The following is a 15,755-nucleotide window of genomic DNA, read 5'->3' as shown; positions in this document are numbered from 1 at the left end:
ATCTCCGAGTTGAAGGAGTGGTGGTGCCCACGACAGGACTTGAACCTGTACGATGTTACTAGAACCTGAATCTGGCGCGTCTGCCAATCCCGCCACATGGTCCAACTCACCACCAACGCCGCCCGCTCCGAAGCCCAGGACTTCTACCAGGCACTCGGCTTCACCCCCTCCCACATCGGCATGAAACTTTATAGTCTGATGTGATTGATGGTTGTGCGATGTGATAGCGGCCTAACGACCCAGGCTCAACGACGGCGGCCACGAGAGACGCGGCGATTGCAACCACAGCCCGATGCCGCCGGTCGCTGCAGCGCATGGTTAGGCCACATAATCAATCAACTCCAATCCCGTCTCTCTGGAAAGCTCGCACGCAAAAGCTCGTGCTTTAGGGCAGTCCTTACTGCCGGTCGTTACGGAAAATTGACACAGCGCCACCGCTCGTCCAGAACGCGGATGCAGCGCCACCGTCCATGTATCTGAAATATCGTTAGTAACTCCGGACGAACAGTGACACGAAATACCTGCATACTCCTGCATCCTGCGCTCCCGTCGGGAGAACGGAATCACGCCCAGAATCCGGCAAACCTCGACAACCACGCCGCGCTGAATATCAATCCGGGTTTCGCGAAAGAAAAGCAGCAACAGAGCAACAAAGCCTGTGAAGAAGCCGCAAATGCGTGGAATCCAGTCCGGAATGCGAATGGCAACAGCCGTCAGTGCCACGCAAAGCGCCAATCCAAATATCTGGACTCCGGGACTGATTACGCGATAGGTTTTTAGCCTTGGTTCTGCGTGCATAATGGTCATGCGGCCTAACGACTAGATATAGGTAATCCGAAGTTATTCATGGTCTGCGCGCGGGCCGGTTGAAGAGCTCGCGCCGATGGCAACCGCGACGGCCCGCCGCCGTTCGCTGCAGCGCCCTTGTTGGGAGTTCTCATCGTTCGAGTTCTCGTGCGGCGACGTAAGCTTTCCGTGCCCAGAACTCAAGATCAATCTTGGGCCAATCAGCTCGGAAAAGCGTAAACGATACCCAGTGATCGCCGCATTCGGGATACGGCATGCCTCCGCTGGCAAGGGCACGAGCCTTCATGCGCTCATCCAATCGGAATGCGGTCGTGTCCATCCCGACGGCAAACGCCATGATGATACCCTTGGTGGAAGCAACCACGTAGCGATACTGTTGCCAATCGGGACAAAACATCTGGACATCTCCCAGCGGCTTCAACGCCGCACTCAGGGCGCCAGCGACATCAGAATGCGCAGACAGGCCGTCTAGATGACTGAGCACCTGCCGATTGATGCTCGTCTCTAACTCAGCTGGGATGTTCCGTGTCATGATGTTGCTCCGCCCAACGATCCGAAGCTGAGCCACGGCCACTGGCGGCCAAGCTCCGAATGCAATCTGGACTCTCAAATTTCATAGCTCAACCGAAAACTGGAGGGACAGTGGCCGCTGGCTCCAGCGCCGTGTTAGGCGCTTCGGTCGCTCTGAGAACTTCGTCCAATGTCCGGCAAGTAATCAACTCGCGGCCATGCTCCACTATGAACCTGTGCGCTCGCACGAGATTATCTCTGTCGTAGGCGTGACTCCAACGAAGCAAATGCCAAAGGCCTGCCAATGACTCGCGCTTGGATGGAATCCGACCAAGCTTGCGCAGCACAAATCGCCTGACTACCCGCCAATGGCGAACCCAAATCGAAGGCGTCAAAGCAACGATGACATCGGCTGCATCAAAACTCGGAGCGAGCCACTGATAATAAACACCCTCAACAATCCAGCCGTCGCGGGAAACAATGGCCGCCAACTTCCGGTCGCGCTCCGAGGCGTCGGCGCGAACTCCGTAGTGGGAAGCCGTGCTATCCCAAAAAAGGTCGTCAAGGTTGCAAGCAAGAACACCGAACCGCTCTGCCAACTTCGCGGCAACGTATGACTTGCCACTGCCCGGACCTCCGATGATGTGAATGCGTGACTTCAAGGTGCACGAGAAACGCCTAACGACCCAAGCTCAGCGACGGCGGCCACAAGGCTCGCCGATTGCAACAGTGATGCGATGCCGCCGTTCGCTGCAGCGCGAGCCCGTGTGAAAACTCCAAACCGCTTTTGTAAGTCGTTGATACAATCTTGTAACTCATTGCAAATGGATCCGGCTACTGCTGTTTTCCTGAGTTTTCACACAGGCTCGCGCTTGGTTAGGCGCCTGCGGCCTTCCGGATCACGTCGAGCACGAAGCCTGGCTGGGAAAGCATTGGCACGTGGCTGCTGGCAACCTCATAGGTAGTCGCGCCCATGCGCTCTGCCATGGCTCGCTCTAGATCGGGATGCACCGTATGGTCCTTCTTGGCGACGATGTACCAGCTCGGCTTCGACTTCCAGGCAGTACCCCCGACTTTCGCCTCGAATAGGTCGGGTTTCGGCGCGCCCTGGGTCGCCCAAACGAGCTTCTGCTCTTCCTCCGAGAGGTCGCCGCAGAAGTACTTTGTGCCCTCCGGCCGCAGCCAGATACGTCCATCCACGACTTCTATTTGGGAAAAGACGTCGGTCCCCGGAAACTTAGCCTGCTGCGTCTGAGATGTTTCATCGGCATCCGGCGCGAGCGCGGCGATGTAAACCAGTCCGACAACACGATCGTCGGTTCCGGCGCCGGTAATGACACTTCCGCCGTAGGAGTGGCCGACGAGGATAACGGGACCACTTACCCGGCCTATCGTTTCTTTCGCTGCGGCAACATCCTCCGCCGTTGTGTTCAAGCCGTACTGCGCCGCAATACATTCATAGCCCTCCGCCTGCAGGGGAACGATCAGCTTACTGAAGCACGAGCCATCGGCCCAGAGCCCATGGCAGAATACGATACTCTTTTTTGTCTTTGGCATATTTGTCTCCTTTGATCTTTGGTTTCATCATACTTGCATACTTTAAGATCATTCGCGAGTGGTGATAACGCCTAACAAACAATAGGCGACGCGTGTCGCAATAATTCCAATATACGAACAATATTTCGAGTACTGTATCGCCCCATGACTACCGCGCTGAAAACATCTTCAGCTGTCATTCGGCGAAAGCATCTCGCATTGAACACCGGACAGATTTACTGCGACTGCCTCCAGCGACACTGCAGTGATTTTCAAACACTGCCGCCTCACATACCCGGCGAACTCAAACGGGAACAATTCCTCACGGCGCTTGCTCAAAACCATGTCACCACCACCTGCTTTATGTGTGATGGCTGGCCCCAATGCTGTCTCACCCAGAGGCTCGTTGGGTTTCAAACCAAGGATCAATGCCAAATGTCCTGCCACTAGCCTCCACCGAATACCTGAGCAACGATAAACAGCAAGGCGCAATCCGGCGTCGCCTGCACGCGGTGGTTGGGCTTTATTTTGCGCCTTTCCGAGGCTCTATGACTACTGTGTCGTCCTCTCCCAGCGATACCTCGACGCGCTTGCCGTCATACGCAACCCGTCGCGTCACAGCAACCTCATCAGGCCGGCCGAGCGGATAGCGAATGCCGACGGTATAGAAATCTTTGCCGCCCTGATGGCCCTCGAAGGTGAAGTAGAAGAGCTGTGTCCCGCCCGGCAACTCGGTGCGGTTCGTCGCGTTGAGCGTATCGAGCAGGGTTGTAATGGAGGTCTCACCGGACTTGCTCGAGTGGACCACCTGGCCATCGGAGTGGGGAGCTAGCTTTGGCGCGTTCGTCCGGCAAGAGACGCAGAGAGCCAAGCAGGCCGTAAGGCTGGCTACCGTTACGAGGTAGTTTCTCATGTTTTTAATTTCGGAGGTTTCTTAGAGCCCAACAATCAATATGCGACACGTGTCGCAATCATTCCAAAATATGAACCATTTTTCGAGTGCAATATCACCCCATGACTACCGCTCAGGCAATGAAAACATTGTCAGCTGTCATTCGGCGAAAGCATCCTGCATTGAACACCAAACAGATTTACTGCGGCTGGCTCAGGTGATACTGCAATTATCTTCAAACACTGCCGCCTCACTTGCCCAAGCGAACTCAAATGGGAACGATTCCTCACGGCGCTTGCTCAAAACCATGTCACCGCCAATACCCGGAATCAAGCGTTTAATGCCTCCTTGTGTAGTTCCGACAACGGTGCATTTTGCTGACAAGAACCTCCAAATGGATCATCCCCTGAAATCAAAAAGCCCTGAACGTCACGCGACGCTCAGGGCTTGAGTAAACCAGGAACCAATTACGGCGTTTTCAACTGGAAGAACCGGGTGGCCTCGGATGTCACGATTGGGATGGCATTCGAGAACGTGCCGGTGCCGCTAAACACACCGACGGTGTTCGTCGTCCAGGTTGACAACGGTGCCGCCACGTTGATGGAGGTGAGCCATGTATAACTGCCGCCAGGAGTGCCACCAGTGCCGGTGAAGATCAGGTTGCCACCGGAAACCTTGATCGGATTTACCACTGGAGGAGCGGATGAAGTGACAGTCAACTCACCCGTGGCGGGATTGAACGTGCCCGTGCCGACCGGCAGGATGGTAACCGAAGTGAAGTTGCCGCTGCCCGCAGTAGAGGAGTTGAACAGCTTGAAGACGCTGCCGCTAACGAATGCGTTGGTGCCAGCATTGGTGACTACCAACGAACCAGCGTAGGTCACTGCGCTCAACCCTGCCACCTGGTCTTGCGTGGTCACGCCTCCATCCAGGCTGATTTCCATCAGTGTCGAACTGCCCGCTGACAAGGTCAGCGCGTTGTTAATGGTCAGCGTTCCAATGGGAGCGCCCGGGGCAAGTGTCGCGCCGGAAGCAACGTTCACCGGACCGGCGATTGTTCCCGAGCCACCCAATGCACCGGCCGTCACCAAAGTTTGGCCGGTGTAAGTGTTGACTCCGTTCAACCGCAGTGTGCCAGTGCCCTTCTTCGTCAGACCGCCATTGGCACCACCATCGAGCAAGGCTTGACTGACGCCGATCACACTCGTGCCGCTGTCGATGACGGCACCGCCAGCCAGGACATTTGCCGCAGTGATGTCATGCAGGAAGTTTGTGTTATTGGCGCCTGCAGCCAGGGTGCCGCCGTTGAGGTTCAGAGTGCTGGTGGCACCGGTATTACCAGTGGTCAACTCAGTCGCAGTGAACGTGCCACCGTTCAGGTTAACAACACCCGATGCGCTGGCATTTTGTGCCAGGTGAACCATGCCGAAGGTCGCCGTGCCACCACTCAGATTCCACGTACCCGTGTTTGAATCTTCGCCAATCCATGTCTCGCCGACCGTGCTCGCAAACGCACCACCGGTCTGGTTGATGGTGCCAGTGCCTCCGCCGTGGGCGATGGAGATGTTGCCACCACTACCACCCTTGGTCATCGATCCGCCACTGATGTTCAATGTTCCGGTGCCACCTTCGCGACCCACTGCCAACCAGCCGTTAATGGTAACCGAACCGGCGCTTAAGTCATATTGGCCGGTGCCGCTTCCCGACTGGCCAATCCACAAGTCGTTGGCCGACGTGAGCGTGCCGCCGGTCTGGTTGAAATAGCCATTACCGCCGTCACCGACGATAAAGTTTCCACCACCAGTCTTGTTAATCGTACCTCCGGAGAAGTTGATGACGCCGTGGCCACCTCGACCGATTGACATCCAGTTGCTCAAGTTGAGCACAGCACTGCCGCTGATGTTGTTGGTTGCTTCAGTGCCACTATTTTCAGCCAGCCAGTATTCGTTCTGTGAGTTGATTGTGCCGCCGCTCTGTTGCAGCAGGCCATAACTGCCAGCGCCACCTGTACCAATGATAAAGTTGCCGTTTGCATTCTTGTTGAAAGTTCCGCCCGTCATGGTAAACGTGCCGTTCCCACCGCGGCGACCGATCGCAAGCCAGTTGTGGAGATTGATGACACCTCCACTCAGGTTGTAGGCACCAATCCCGGACACGCCTTGGCCGAGCCAAAGTTCACCGGCCGATTCAAGTGTGCCACCGGTTTGGTTGACCAGCCCTGTGCTCGGAGCTCCGCCACCATCGCCAAGGGCCATGGGGCTTCCTTGCTCACTCAGCACGGCACCGTTCTTGATGGTCAGGGTGCCTGTGGCGCTGTTGGTGTTGCCTAATTCAATGGCACCGTTAACAATCAAGGTGCTGTTGGTCAAGACCACTGCAGCATCAATTCCTGGCAGTCCGACGACGCCCAGCGCACCTTGAATTGTGTTAGTCTGTCCACCATTGGAACCATCGAAGAACACTGTGCCGTTTTGCACGAGATACCCGGGTGAAGAGCTCCCGGAAAGTGCGTTGCTGCCAACAGTAGCGTAGGTAAGTTGAGCCGGACCCGCCTTGATGAACGCGCTGCCTGGATTTGCCATCGCAATACCGCTTAATGTGAGGTTGTTCTCAGTGTCAATCCCACCGGCGATGCCTGAGATAGTGTAGCCACGATTAATCGAGGTGGATGGTCCAGCGTAACTCAACATGCCGTTGGCGAGTAGCAAGTTGGCTGGACTTGCCGAGGAGGCGCCGATGGCACTGGGTGAGCCGCCGTTGGCGAGGTTGGTGACGCTCAAAACGCCGTTGGAGATGACGGTCGAGCCGATGTAGTTGTTGCCGCCGGTATTGGCGATGGTCAGCGTGCCGGTGCCGTCCTTGATCAAGCCGGTGTTGCCGCTGATCTTGCCAGTGCCTGTGAGCGTGTAGGCGAGACCACTATTGGCGAAGGTGACTTTGCCTGGATTTACCGTGGTATTGAGAGTGACCGTTGTTGTGCCGGCGGCGGCATCGTTGAACATCACTGGATTTCCCTGGCGATAAGTCGTGGGTGCCAGTGTTCCCTGATCAATCCAGTTCAGAGTAGTGTCAATGTCCCAGACGCCACCTGCAAGTGTGCCATCCCAACGAGGAGTGCCGGCGCTGGTGATGACGAGGTCAATCGAGGAGGTGTTCGTAGCAATGTGCGCTTGAATGCCCACCGGGAGTGAACCAAGGACGAAGTTGCCCGAGCCAGTGCGGCTGCTGTATTGGATCAACGGGAACTGTCCCACTTGAGGCAGGTCATCCGCGATGTTGAGGGTGACCGTGCCGTTCACAGCCAGTGCACCGTAGACATTAATTGGCGCCGCGGATGGATTGCCGAAGTTGCTGAGGGTGAAATCGAGCGAGGAGGCAGTCGGACCTGACATCGTCAGGCTGGCAACGTTAAGTTGTGCATTGCCATACTGAAGGACCACGCCGAGTCCGGCGTTGTTCGCCAAAGTGTAACCGCCACCTGTGCTGGACGCGGTGGTCGTCACCAACTTGCCGCCGTTGACGATGGTTGCACCGCTGTAACTGTTCCCAGCGGTGAGCGTCAGCGTGCCGGCACCGTTCTTGGTCAACCCGCCGCCATTATCCATCAAAGCTTGTGGGACGATGATGTCGAAGCCGGCAGTATTAAAGATGGCGCCACCCGCACCGACGTACACCTGGCTCAAGTCATGGAGAAAGCTTGGGTTGCTCCAGGTTGGGATCAATACGCCGCCATTGAGGCTCAAGGTGCTGTAACCACCAGTATTGCCGGTCGTGACTTCGGCTGCGCTGAAGGAACCGCCGTCGAGGTTGAGCGTGCCAGCGCTGCCGCCATTGTTACAGATCCGGAGCACTCCGATACTGGCCGTGCCGCCTTCCATGTTCCAGATGCCGGTGCCGTTTTCAGGCAGCCAGACTTCACCGCTGGTGCTGGTGAATGAACCGTTAGTCTGATTGATAATGCCGAGGCCAGAACCAGGAACGACGATATTGCCGTTGCCGGTCTTGGTGATGGAGCCGCCAGAGAGATTCAATACGCCCGTGCCGCCGCGGCCAATGGCGAGCCAGTTGTTTACGTTCAATACTGCAGTCCCGCTCACGTTGTTGGTTCCGACCCCAGAGCCGCCATTGCCGATCCAGAACTCGCCTGCGGTTGTGGTGATCGTGCCACCGCTGTGGTTGAGCGTGGCTGTTCCTCCGTCTGCGACGATAAAGGCCGGTTGTCCACCGCTGACTTGCAGCATCGAACCGCCGTCCATGTTCATCGTGCCTTCACCACCGGAACGTCCAATGACGAACCAGTTGGTGGAATTGATCGTGCCGCCCGCGTGGAGATTGTAGAAGCCGACGCCCGGAGCGACCTGGCCGATCCAGATTTCGCTGCTGGAATTGACGGTGCCGCCATTCTGAGTCACCGTGCCGACGCGCGCTCCGGAGCCGTTCCAGCCACCGTCAGCGATAACGAAGACATCGCCAGCCTTGTTAAGCACGCCGCCATTGATGGTCAGATAGCTGGTGCTGCCCGGGCCCTCGCCTAAAAACAGGCGGCCATTCAAGACGTTCAAGGTGCCGCCATTGAGAGTGTAGAAGCCGGTGGAATTGGGTCCCGCGCCGAGGTGAAACCAACCGTTGGCGGTTACGGTCTGGGCATTCTGCTGAAAAGCTCCGCTGGTTGAATCAGTGCTGCCCGGGGACAAATCCGAGATTGTCCAATCGGGGTCGCCAAGATTGATTTGCACCACGTTGGTGGCGCCGTTGTCATTGTTGGCGTTATCACTCGCGCCAGGGATAGCACCGCCCCAGTTGGCGGCGTTGTTGTAAGTACCCGTGTTGCCTGACCAGAAAAAGTCGGCAGCCTGTGTGACGGTGGTTGGTGAAACGGCCAACGTGGCCAAGGTCAAAGTACTGAATCTGAGGAAGCGCCCCAGCTGCGGATTGATTATGGTTTTCAAGCGGCTTTATTTGGTTAATTCCTGCCTATCCACGCCAAAGGACAGGCCTCTGCATGACGCCATGAGGCGACAAACCTGACTCTCTGAGTTGTGGGCATGATCCGACTATATAGAAATAACCGGCCAATCATCATGTGGCATGAATTGGCCGCAGGGCATGGGCCGAAGATTACTCACATCCAATGACCTTCTTGTAACGAAATGAAATGGGAGGAATGCCGATGAAAACTTTTAAACAAAAAACTGAAAAACACTTTCCCGGACTGCAAGGGGTGTTGCATCTTATGCGAGTTCAGAAGTGATCTCTTGAAGTTGGCAAAGCCCTTGGTTTTTACTGAGATGGTGCCCACGACAGGACTTGAACCTAATTGAGAGGTGTTTTCGGTGTTGCTCATAGTTGCGCTTTGGTGCGACTACCAATACACAGTAAAGCATGGATAGCATTGCAAAACAATAGCTTATTCGCGTCTATGGGAAATCATGTGATGTTTTTTGCGTGCGCTTTTGTGCGGTAATGGAACATTGTGCGGTAATTGTGCGGCACATAATATTGGCATTATTCTGTGCGGGATTTGTGCAGCGCTTTTGGCCTTTTTCGGCGGGTGCGATGCTGCTTTCGCAATGGGCGTCAGCCCGGCGAGAACTATTGCGAATTAGCCTGAATTGGTTTGCAACCGCTGTGCTCTGGCGGTCAGATGGTACCGGAGTAAGTATCGCCCGATAAAACCTGCTCGAATCTCCGGTCGGCGTTGAACCGGGATTTGTGCTCGTCTGGATTTTATTAATAAAGGGTTCTCAAAAGGCCAGCGCGCTGCTAATTTTGTTCCCAATATAGTTCAACACTTGGAAAGCACTGCGAAGCTACATCAACTTCTTTGCGCTTTCCAAGGGGCTGCCACCGTGGGTGAATTGAGTCGGGTTGAGTGGATATGGTTCCGACTTTTGGGCGACAGCTTTGCCCGTAAAAAAGGCGCAAAATCCGGCAGCCTAGCATCCCCATTTTCACTCTCCAAACTTTCTTTTTTCTCAGGCTGGTCGGATGCCTCATTCATGCCGCTTGTCCTTTGCTCAGAGCTTCGCAAAATGTTACAACTGCTGGCAACCGTATTTCTCCGCAACAACAGAACGCAGTAATTGCAGAAAATAAGGTTCGCTCGCACTGCCGGGCAACAGCTTCAATGTTTTTTCACGGGTCGCCTTGTCACACTCGATCCCGCGCTGCGAAAGGCTTGCCAAGCGGTTCCTGAGTCCTATTATCGCGGCAATGAAGCAAAGGAGCACCATGGAATGGAAAAATGTCGCTGATGGATTGAAAGCAGTCGTCGTCAGCATGCGATGGTTAGCATCCACGATGCTTGCGGTGAGCTTGTGCGCTTTGATGCCTCAAGTAGCCCGGTGCGAGTCGTACAATCTGGACAAAGTGAAGGACATCCAGGCCTTCCAAGGTTCCGCAGCAGCGAAGGAACTGCTCGCGAAGAATGGTTTCGTGGTGGCCGACCCGGCCTTCAACCAGATTTTTGAACCTTACATCAAGAGCCCCCAGACTGCCGAGCCGACGGGTCAGGACTGGAGGGGCAGTGTGTTGCCGTCGTTCATCACCACCGATTCAGCCTGGCACACATATCATGTGCTGGTGGAAGAAAGCGTCAAACAACTCGAGGAAGTCCAAAGCCAAAGGCTGCTTCGCTTATCCCGTCGGTTGATGGCTGCGGCAGGCGATGCAAACAATGGAAACCCAGACCTCGTCCTTTACGCATCCGTTGGCCTCGGCTTGCAAGACGAGGAATTCAGGAAATCTCTTGGGGCATCGGCAAAGCGAATCGTGGATGGTCTGCGGAGTGGCTCGGGAACAGTGGAAATGCCGGTGGGATTTCCGCTGCAGGCAGAGCAATTCCGTGCGCAGAGTTTCTATACGCAGTCACTGGAACTGAGCGATTACTTTGCCGCGCGGCAATGGTATGGGAGCGCTGTTCTCCGCCTCGCAGACAAGCGGGAAACGCGGTTGGCTGTCGAGTTGGCGCGGTTGGTGAATAAGGACCCGATATTGCTGGACTTGTGGAAGCAGTTGTCAGAACCATTCGACACTCTTCTCGCCACCGCCGAAGACGGGACGGTGCCCGATTATGTCGCGGCGGAAAAAGTTGTATTGGGCAACACTGGTGCATCCACTCAGCTAACGGACGAAAAGGTCGCGGAAATCCAAAAGAAGCTGGTGGCGCAACTGCCTATGCCGCGAGTGAGTGACCAATTCTTGTCGCCAGAGCAGTACGCCCAATACTCCAAGGAAACGCGCGGTTTTCGTTTGCTCCCACCTCGGCGTTTGCCGTGCGCCGTCTGTTTCCAGCAAACGGTGGACCCAGCAATCCCGAACCGGATGTATCCGTCTGGACTCGATTTCCTGGCAGCCTCGCCCACGTTGCATTCGCCCGCCGCGATTCGCGCCTTGCAGGCACAATTCGGAAAAGAAGTCAGCAGCGCAATCCTGAAGGTTGACTGCGGGACCTTGCCGGATTCACTGCACGGCGAAGCAATGCAACTGCTCGCGCTTTTACAAAAACCATTGCCTTCGCAAGCACCCGCGGCGTTGCGGACAGAGGCGTGGTCGGATCTACAATTGTGGACCCAGCTTGGTGCTTGGGCTGAACAACGGCATACGTGGGCATTGCATGTGAAAAATAATATGAGCGTGATGGGGATGGTGTCTCCTCCGCGAGGCATGGTCGCACCATATCCAGAATTTTTCTCCAAGCTCGCAGCACTAACGCGCCAAACTGCTGCCGCCTTTGAAAAAGCCGGTCTGGACGAAACTTTTGATGCCAAGGCCGCCGCGAGCAAAGTAGCCAAACTTGCGGAACTGTCGCAGGCTTCCCGCCTTGGAGCTAAAGCCCGCGAGGAAATGGAAAAAAATTCAGCAAATCTGGAACAACTCTACTCTCTTCAGAATTATATCTACGAGCAGCACCAGAAACAGCTTCAACAAAGCCAGGGCCAGCAAGCATATCAGCAGATTGAGCAGGAGCTAAAAGCGTTTGAAACACGTTGCGCGAAAGGAGAGGCAACAAACGCTGCTGATATGGAAATGCTTAAATTTTTCCACGAATCAAGGCAGAATCTTCCCAAATACCTGAATGATTTTGCTCCGATCTGTGACCGCCTCGCTGACCTGTCAAAGAAATCACTGACTGGCACTGGTTTGACGGGGGATGATGCGAAATGGATAAGCAGTTACGGAATGGCGCTCGCCCATTTCCATTTTTATACCGGCAATTCTTATGAAGTTCCGCGCGACGATTTTCCCATCGTCTCTCGGGTGTTTTCAAGCCCACGGACGCACTCGATGCTGTATGCCGGTGTCGCTCGCCCACAATCGCTTTACGTGATCGCTCGCGATGGTGACCATCTGCAGCTTTATCGCGGTGCGGTGCTGACTTATCGCGAGTTTGTCAAACCGAACAGCGAACTGCTGGACGATCAGTCGTGGCGTGAAATGATCTCGAAGGGCCAAACACCGCCAGCGCCGCCTTTCACGCGCAGCTTTTACGCGGAGATGACTTTTGCAGAGTTGCTGAAACGTGCCCATGCGCAGAGCCTTGACCGAAACGGTGGGTACGAAGAACTCCGAACCACCCTTTGGCAAATGAGTTCACGAGCGACAGAAAAAGATTTGTCGGCCCTGCTGGAAATCCTGACCCATGGAGACGGTGAAAATGAAAACCGGGAATTCGTGGAAGGAGTCGCAGAAATCGTGTCGCGGCTGCCGTGGCAATCGCATCAAGACCAACTCATCCAGCTTCTTTCATCCTCGGACGATGCTCGTGCCAATTCAGCCGCGCATATCCTGGTTTCGCAACCAACGGCGCTGGACACCAACCTCTTCATTTCCAACTTTGACGCTCAAACGCCCCGTGCTCGGCGCTTTTATTGCGCAATCCTAAGCCGCGTTCCTCAACAAACTGACATCATCCAGGACCTTTATTTGCACGCCTTGCGCGACCAGGATGATGGAGTTCGATGGCAGTCTGCCCTCGCAATCAAGGAGTCTCATTGGAATGATGCCCGCAGCAGCGGCGCATTGCTGGCACGCTTGAACGACACCAATGAAATCGTCGCAGCCGCGGCGGTTTATTCGCTGGGAAAACTTGGCGCAACCAACACCGCGCCTGTGCTTTTCGCGAGGCTTCTGACCCAGTTGCAGTCCACCAATCACTCGGATGAGGAAGTGAAAGAACAAGCATTGATCGTAAGGCGCGACATCCGAGACGGACAATCGGAACGCGTTCTGGATATCGATGACCTTAGCATGCGGATTTATATAGGAGGCGAAGTCGTGGCCAATGCTCGCAAGAGGGTCGGGAGGCGAGTGCCGGCCATGCCCATCACATTGCCCGGCCATGAATACAATCTGACAGGAGCATTGATCGAGGCATTAGGAGAGATGAGCTATGCGCCTGCTGTGGACGAACTGTTCAAGCTCCGCGGCACTGAATACGATACGGAGGCCACCATTGCCCTCGAAAAGGCCGCGCCCAAACGACTAAGCAACTTGTTGCTCACCACCGCGAAGGACAAGCAATTGGACAGCTACCTTCGTGAGCAGGCGATGTTAAGCCTCGTCAAAATATACGCCACGAACCATGTCCGGGACCTAATTCCGCTGCTGGATGACACCACGCCTATCGTTTATGACGTACCAATACGCGGACCCGAGTGGCGGATTTGCGACCGAGCGATGGTGACAATTTCCATTTTACTTCAATGGGAAAGCCCGATGGCAGCAATGCACTTCCGGCCCGGACAACTTGAGCAGTTGACGGAGCGCGTCCGTGATTGGGCGAAGCAAAACCAAGCGGCTCAGTAAATCAGTCAGGATGTGCTCGCAATTTAAATCCTCATCAAAACCATATGCATCTTTCACGCATTCAGCTTTGGAATTTCAGGAGGTTAGGATCTTCTGGCGAGTTCGATCTCTCAAATCCGAGTCCAACGGCTGCGATTATCAGGACCGGAGGAGCGGCCAGAGCGATGGGAGCGGCTGCGGTGATTAACGGTACAGCTTGATTAGGTTTCATTCGTTTAGTGTTTATTTGTTTGGGTTTGGGACATGGAATTGCGACGGTTTCCTCAGTGCCTTTGAGTGCCTTTTGGAGACCTGAAAGTGGGGGAAAGTTGACCGAAGCTGGCCGAACGTCAAAGCGTACGGAAAAGGCCGAAAATAAAGGGTTTTTGGGAGATTTCGCGGCTTTCGCCGCAATTCTTGGATGGTGCCCACGACAGGACTTGAACCTGTACGATGTTACTCACTAGAACCTGAATCTAGCGCGTCTGCCAATTCCGCCACGTGGGCTATGTGATTACCAACAACTTGCGTCAAACAGAGCAATGTTGCTCTTAGCTAAAATAGACGCGATTGCCAGCATCGACAACATCAATACCATAAGGTCATCAATGAGTGCAAGCGCCCAATTCGCGGACTGTGGGTGCGCAACGGTCGTTACTATGCCCAACTGAGCATCGAAGACCATGAGACCGGGCACAAAAAAGTGCGCCGGGTTCCACTCGAAGACGCCATCACTCCGGCTCAAGCCCGGGACAAGATGAACGACCTGTTGGCCTCGCGTCGCAAGGGCCATCTCCCCATTCTCAAACGGACTCCCAAATTTTCCGAATACGCGGACACCTACCTTGAGTTCCATAAGCACGCCAAAGACGCCAAGAAAGCTTCCACCATGGAAACCGAGGAATACGCCATTGACCGCTGGAAGGAACACCTCAAAGACGTGCGCCTGAATCAGATCCGCCCGGTGCTTATCAACAGCTTTATCGCCAAACGGCAGAAGGCGGGCCGTTCCGCCCGCACAGTGAACCTGGAGGTGACAGTTCTGCGCAACGTGCTGAATCGCGCCATCGACGAAAAGTGGATCACTCAACTCCCTACTCAAAATCTGCGCCCACTAAAATCGGCGGGTCGCAAACGGGATTTTACTCCGGCCACCGAGATCGACCGGCTCTGCCATGTGGCGCTTCAACCTTTGTTCTGTGAAGGACGGCTGGCTCTGGCTGAGGAAAAAGGTGAACCCTTGCAGAACGGCCAGCAATTTGCCGATTACATCCGCCTCATGACCTACTGCGGTGCCCGCCTGGCTGAAACCCTGCGACTGCGCTGGAGTGACATCAATTGGGAGAAGCGTCAGCTTACCGTCGGTTCGGAAGGCAATTCCAAGAATCGCAAATGGCGGGTCGTGGATTTTAACCCTGAACTGGAGAGCTTGCTTAAAGAGATGCTTCCACGCCGAACGCCCGACTTGGAATGGCTGTTCCCTTCCCCTCGCCGCGGCGAAAAGGATCACCCGGCGAAGACTTTCCGGGAAAGTCTTATCCTGGCCCGCACGGCCGCTAAGCTACCCAAGTTCGGATTTCATGATTGCCGGCACCATTTTATCAGCCAATGCGTCATGGCCGGGATCGATTACATGACCATCGCCCGGTGGGTTGGGCATCAGGATGGAGGCATTCTCATTGGCAAAGTCTACGGACATTTATCCAATGAGCATGCCCAACTTCAGGCACAAAAACTGAATTTCGGAGATACCAATGAGCAAGCAAAAGCCCAGTAACCGACTTGCCGAAGACAAACGGCCTCATTGGTGGAAAACCTCACCATTCTTTGGCCCGGGGGCGGACTTCTGGTACGACAAATTTTGGAAACCTCGAGTGCTTTCCGCTTGGGCTTATGAACTGGTTCGGCGACTAGAAGATTTCCCCAGGCTTGAAATCCCCGAGCTCTCGCCTGAGGACCGGGAGATGCTGCGTGGCATGCCACCTTATCCTAGGCTCTCGCATCAAACACAAATAGGAACCACGAAGTCCCACTCTTAATCAGCCTGATAAGCGTCTACGGGGGCAGCAGATAAGGCGCTGACTTAATCCATGCGATCGGCCAAAGCAGCAACGGGCAAGGAGTTTCGCAAGATGTGATGCATCTGCTTGTCCCCACTTCATGGGACTATGGTTTAGCCCTCACCTTTGCAAACTAGAGGGGTGACCAATCAACTCCCTTCCAG

9 protein-coding genes and 1 tRNA gene are annotated in these 15,755 nt (G+C 55.1%); 2 read left to right on the top strand and 8 right to left on the bottom strand.

The annotated features are described in order from the left end of the window. Window positions 1-318 precede the first annotated feature (318 nt). The 7 genes from CFLAV_RS13695 to CFLAV_RS13660 form a co-directional block, all read right to left on the bottom strand. On the bottom strand, window positions 319-807 hold the full coding sequence (locus CFLAV_RS13695) for a hypothetical protein (protein ID WP_007415335.1): 489 nt from the start codon (window positions 805-807) through the stop codon (window positions 319-321). 130 nt (window positions 808-937) lie between these two features. Beyond that, entirely contained in the window at window positions 938-1,339 is a 402-nt protein-coding gene (locus CFLAV_RS13690; protein WP_007415334.1) for a hypothetical protein, read from the bottom strand. Between the two features lie 88 nt (window positions 1,340-1,427). Next, window positions 1,428-1,979, bottom strand: a complete 552-nt coding sequence (locus CFLAV_RS13685; RefSeq protein ID WP_007415333.1) for a P-loop NTPase family protein — start codon at window positions 1,977-1,979, stop codon at window positions 1,428-1,430. A 214-nt stretch (window positions 1,980-2,193) separates the two neighbouring features. Continuing rightward, window positions 2,194-2,874, bottom strand: coding sequence for an alpha/beta hydrolase (locus CFLAV_RS13680; protein WP_007415332.1), 681 nt, complete (start codon window positions 2,872-2,874; stop codon window positions 2,194-2,196). A gap of 168 nt (window positions 2,875-3,042) precedes the next feature. Then, window positions 3,043-3,270, bottom strand: coding sequence for a hypothetical protein (locus tag CFLAV_RS13675; RefSeq protein WP_150107407.1), 228 nt, complete (start codon window positions 3,268-3,270; stop codon window positions 3,043-3,045). A gap of 106 nt (window positions 3,271-3,376) precedes the next feature. Further along, window positions 3,377-3,766: a hypothetical protein gene (locus CFLAV_RS13670; RefSeq protein WP_007415330.1), complete on the bottom strand. Its 390-nt coding sequence runs from the start codon at window positions 3,764-3,766 to the stop codon at window positions 3,377-3,379. 446 nt (window positions 3,767-4,212) lie between these two features. Then, the gene (locus CFLAV_RS13660) at window positions 4,213-8,694 is read right to left on the bottom strand and encodes a beta strand repeat-containing protein (protein ID WP_007415329.1); all 4,482 of its coding nucleotides are present in this window, start codon (window positions 8,692-8,694) and stop codon (window positions 4,213-4,215) included. A gap of 1,282 nt (window positions 8,695-9,976) precedes the next feature. On the opposite strand from CFLAV_RS13660, the gene CFLAV_RS13645 reads away from it, so the two are divergent. Beyond that, on the top strand, window positions 9,977-13,552 hold the full coding sequence (locus CFLAV_RS13645; RefSeq protein ID WP_007415327.1) for a DUF3160 domain-containing protein: 3,576 nt from the start codon (window positions 9,977-9,979) through the stop codon (window positions 13,550-13,552). 401 nt (window positions 13,553-13,953) lie between these two features. On the opposite strand, the gene CFLAV_RS13635 is transcribed toward CFLAV_RS13645, so the two are convergent. Further along, window positions 13,954-14,038, bottom strand: a tRNA-Leu gene (locus CFLAV_RS13635). A 133-nt stretch (window positions 14,039-14,171) separates the two neighbouring features. Between CFLAV_RS13635 and CFLAV_RS13630 the strand changes: the two genes are divergently transcribed. Next, window positions 14,172-15,308 (top strand): tyrosine-type recombinase/integrase, encoded by a 1,137-nt coding sequence (locus tag CFLAV_RS13630; RefSeq protein WP_007415326.1) that lies wholly within the window; start codon window positions 14,172-14,174, stop codon window positions 15,306-15,308. Window positions 15,309-15,755 lie beyond the last annotated feature (447 nt).

This window comes from Pedosphaera parvula Ellin514 (assembly GCF_000172555.1).
GTDB lineage: Bacteria > Verrucomicrobiota > Verrucomicrobiia > Limisphaerales > Pedosphaeraceae > Pedosphaera.
This window is presented reverse-complemented; position numbering and strand designations above follow the sequence as displayed.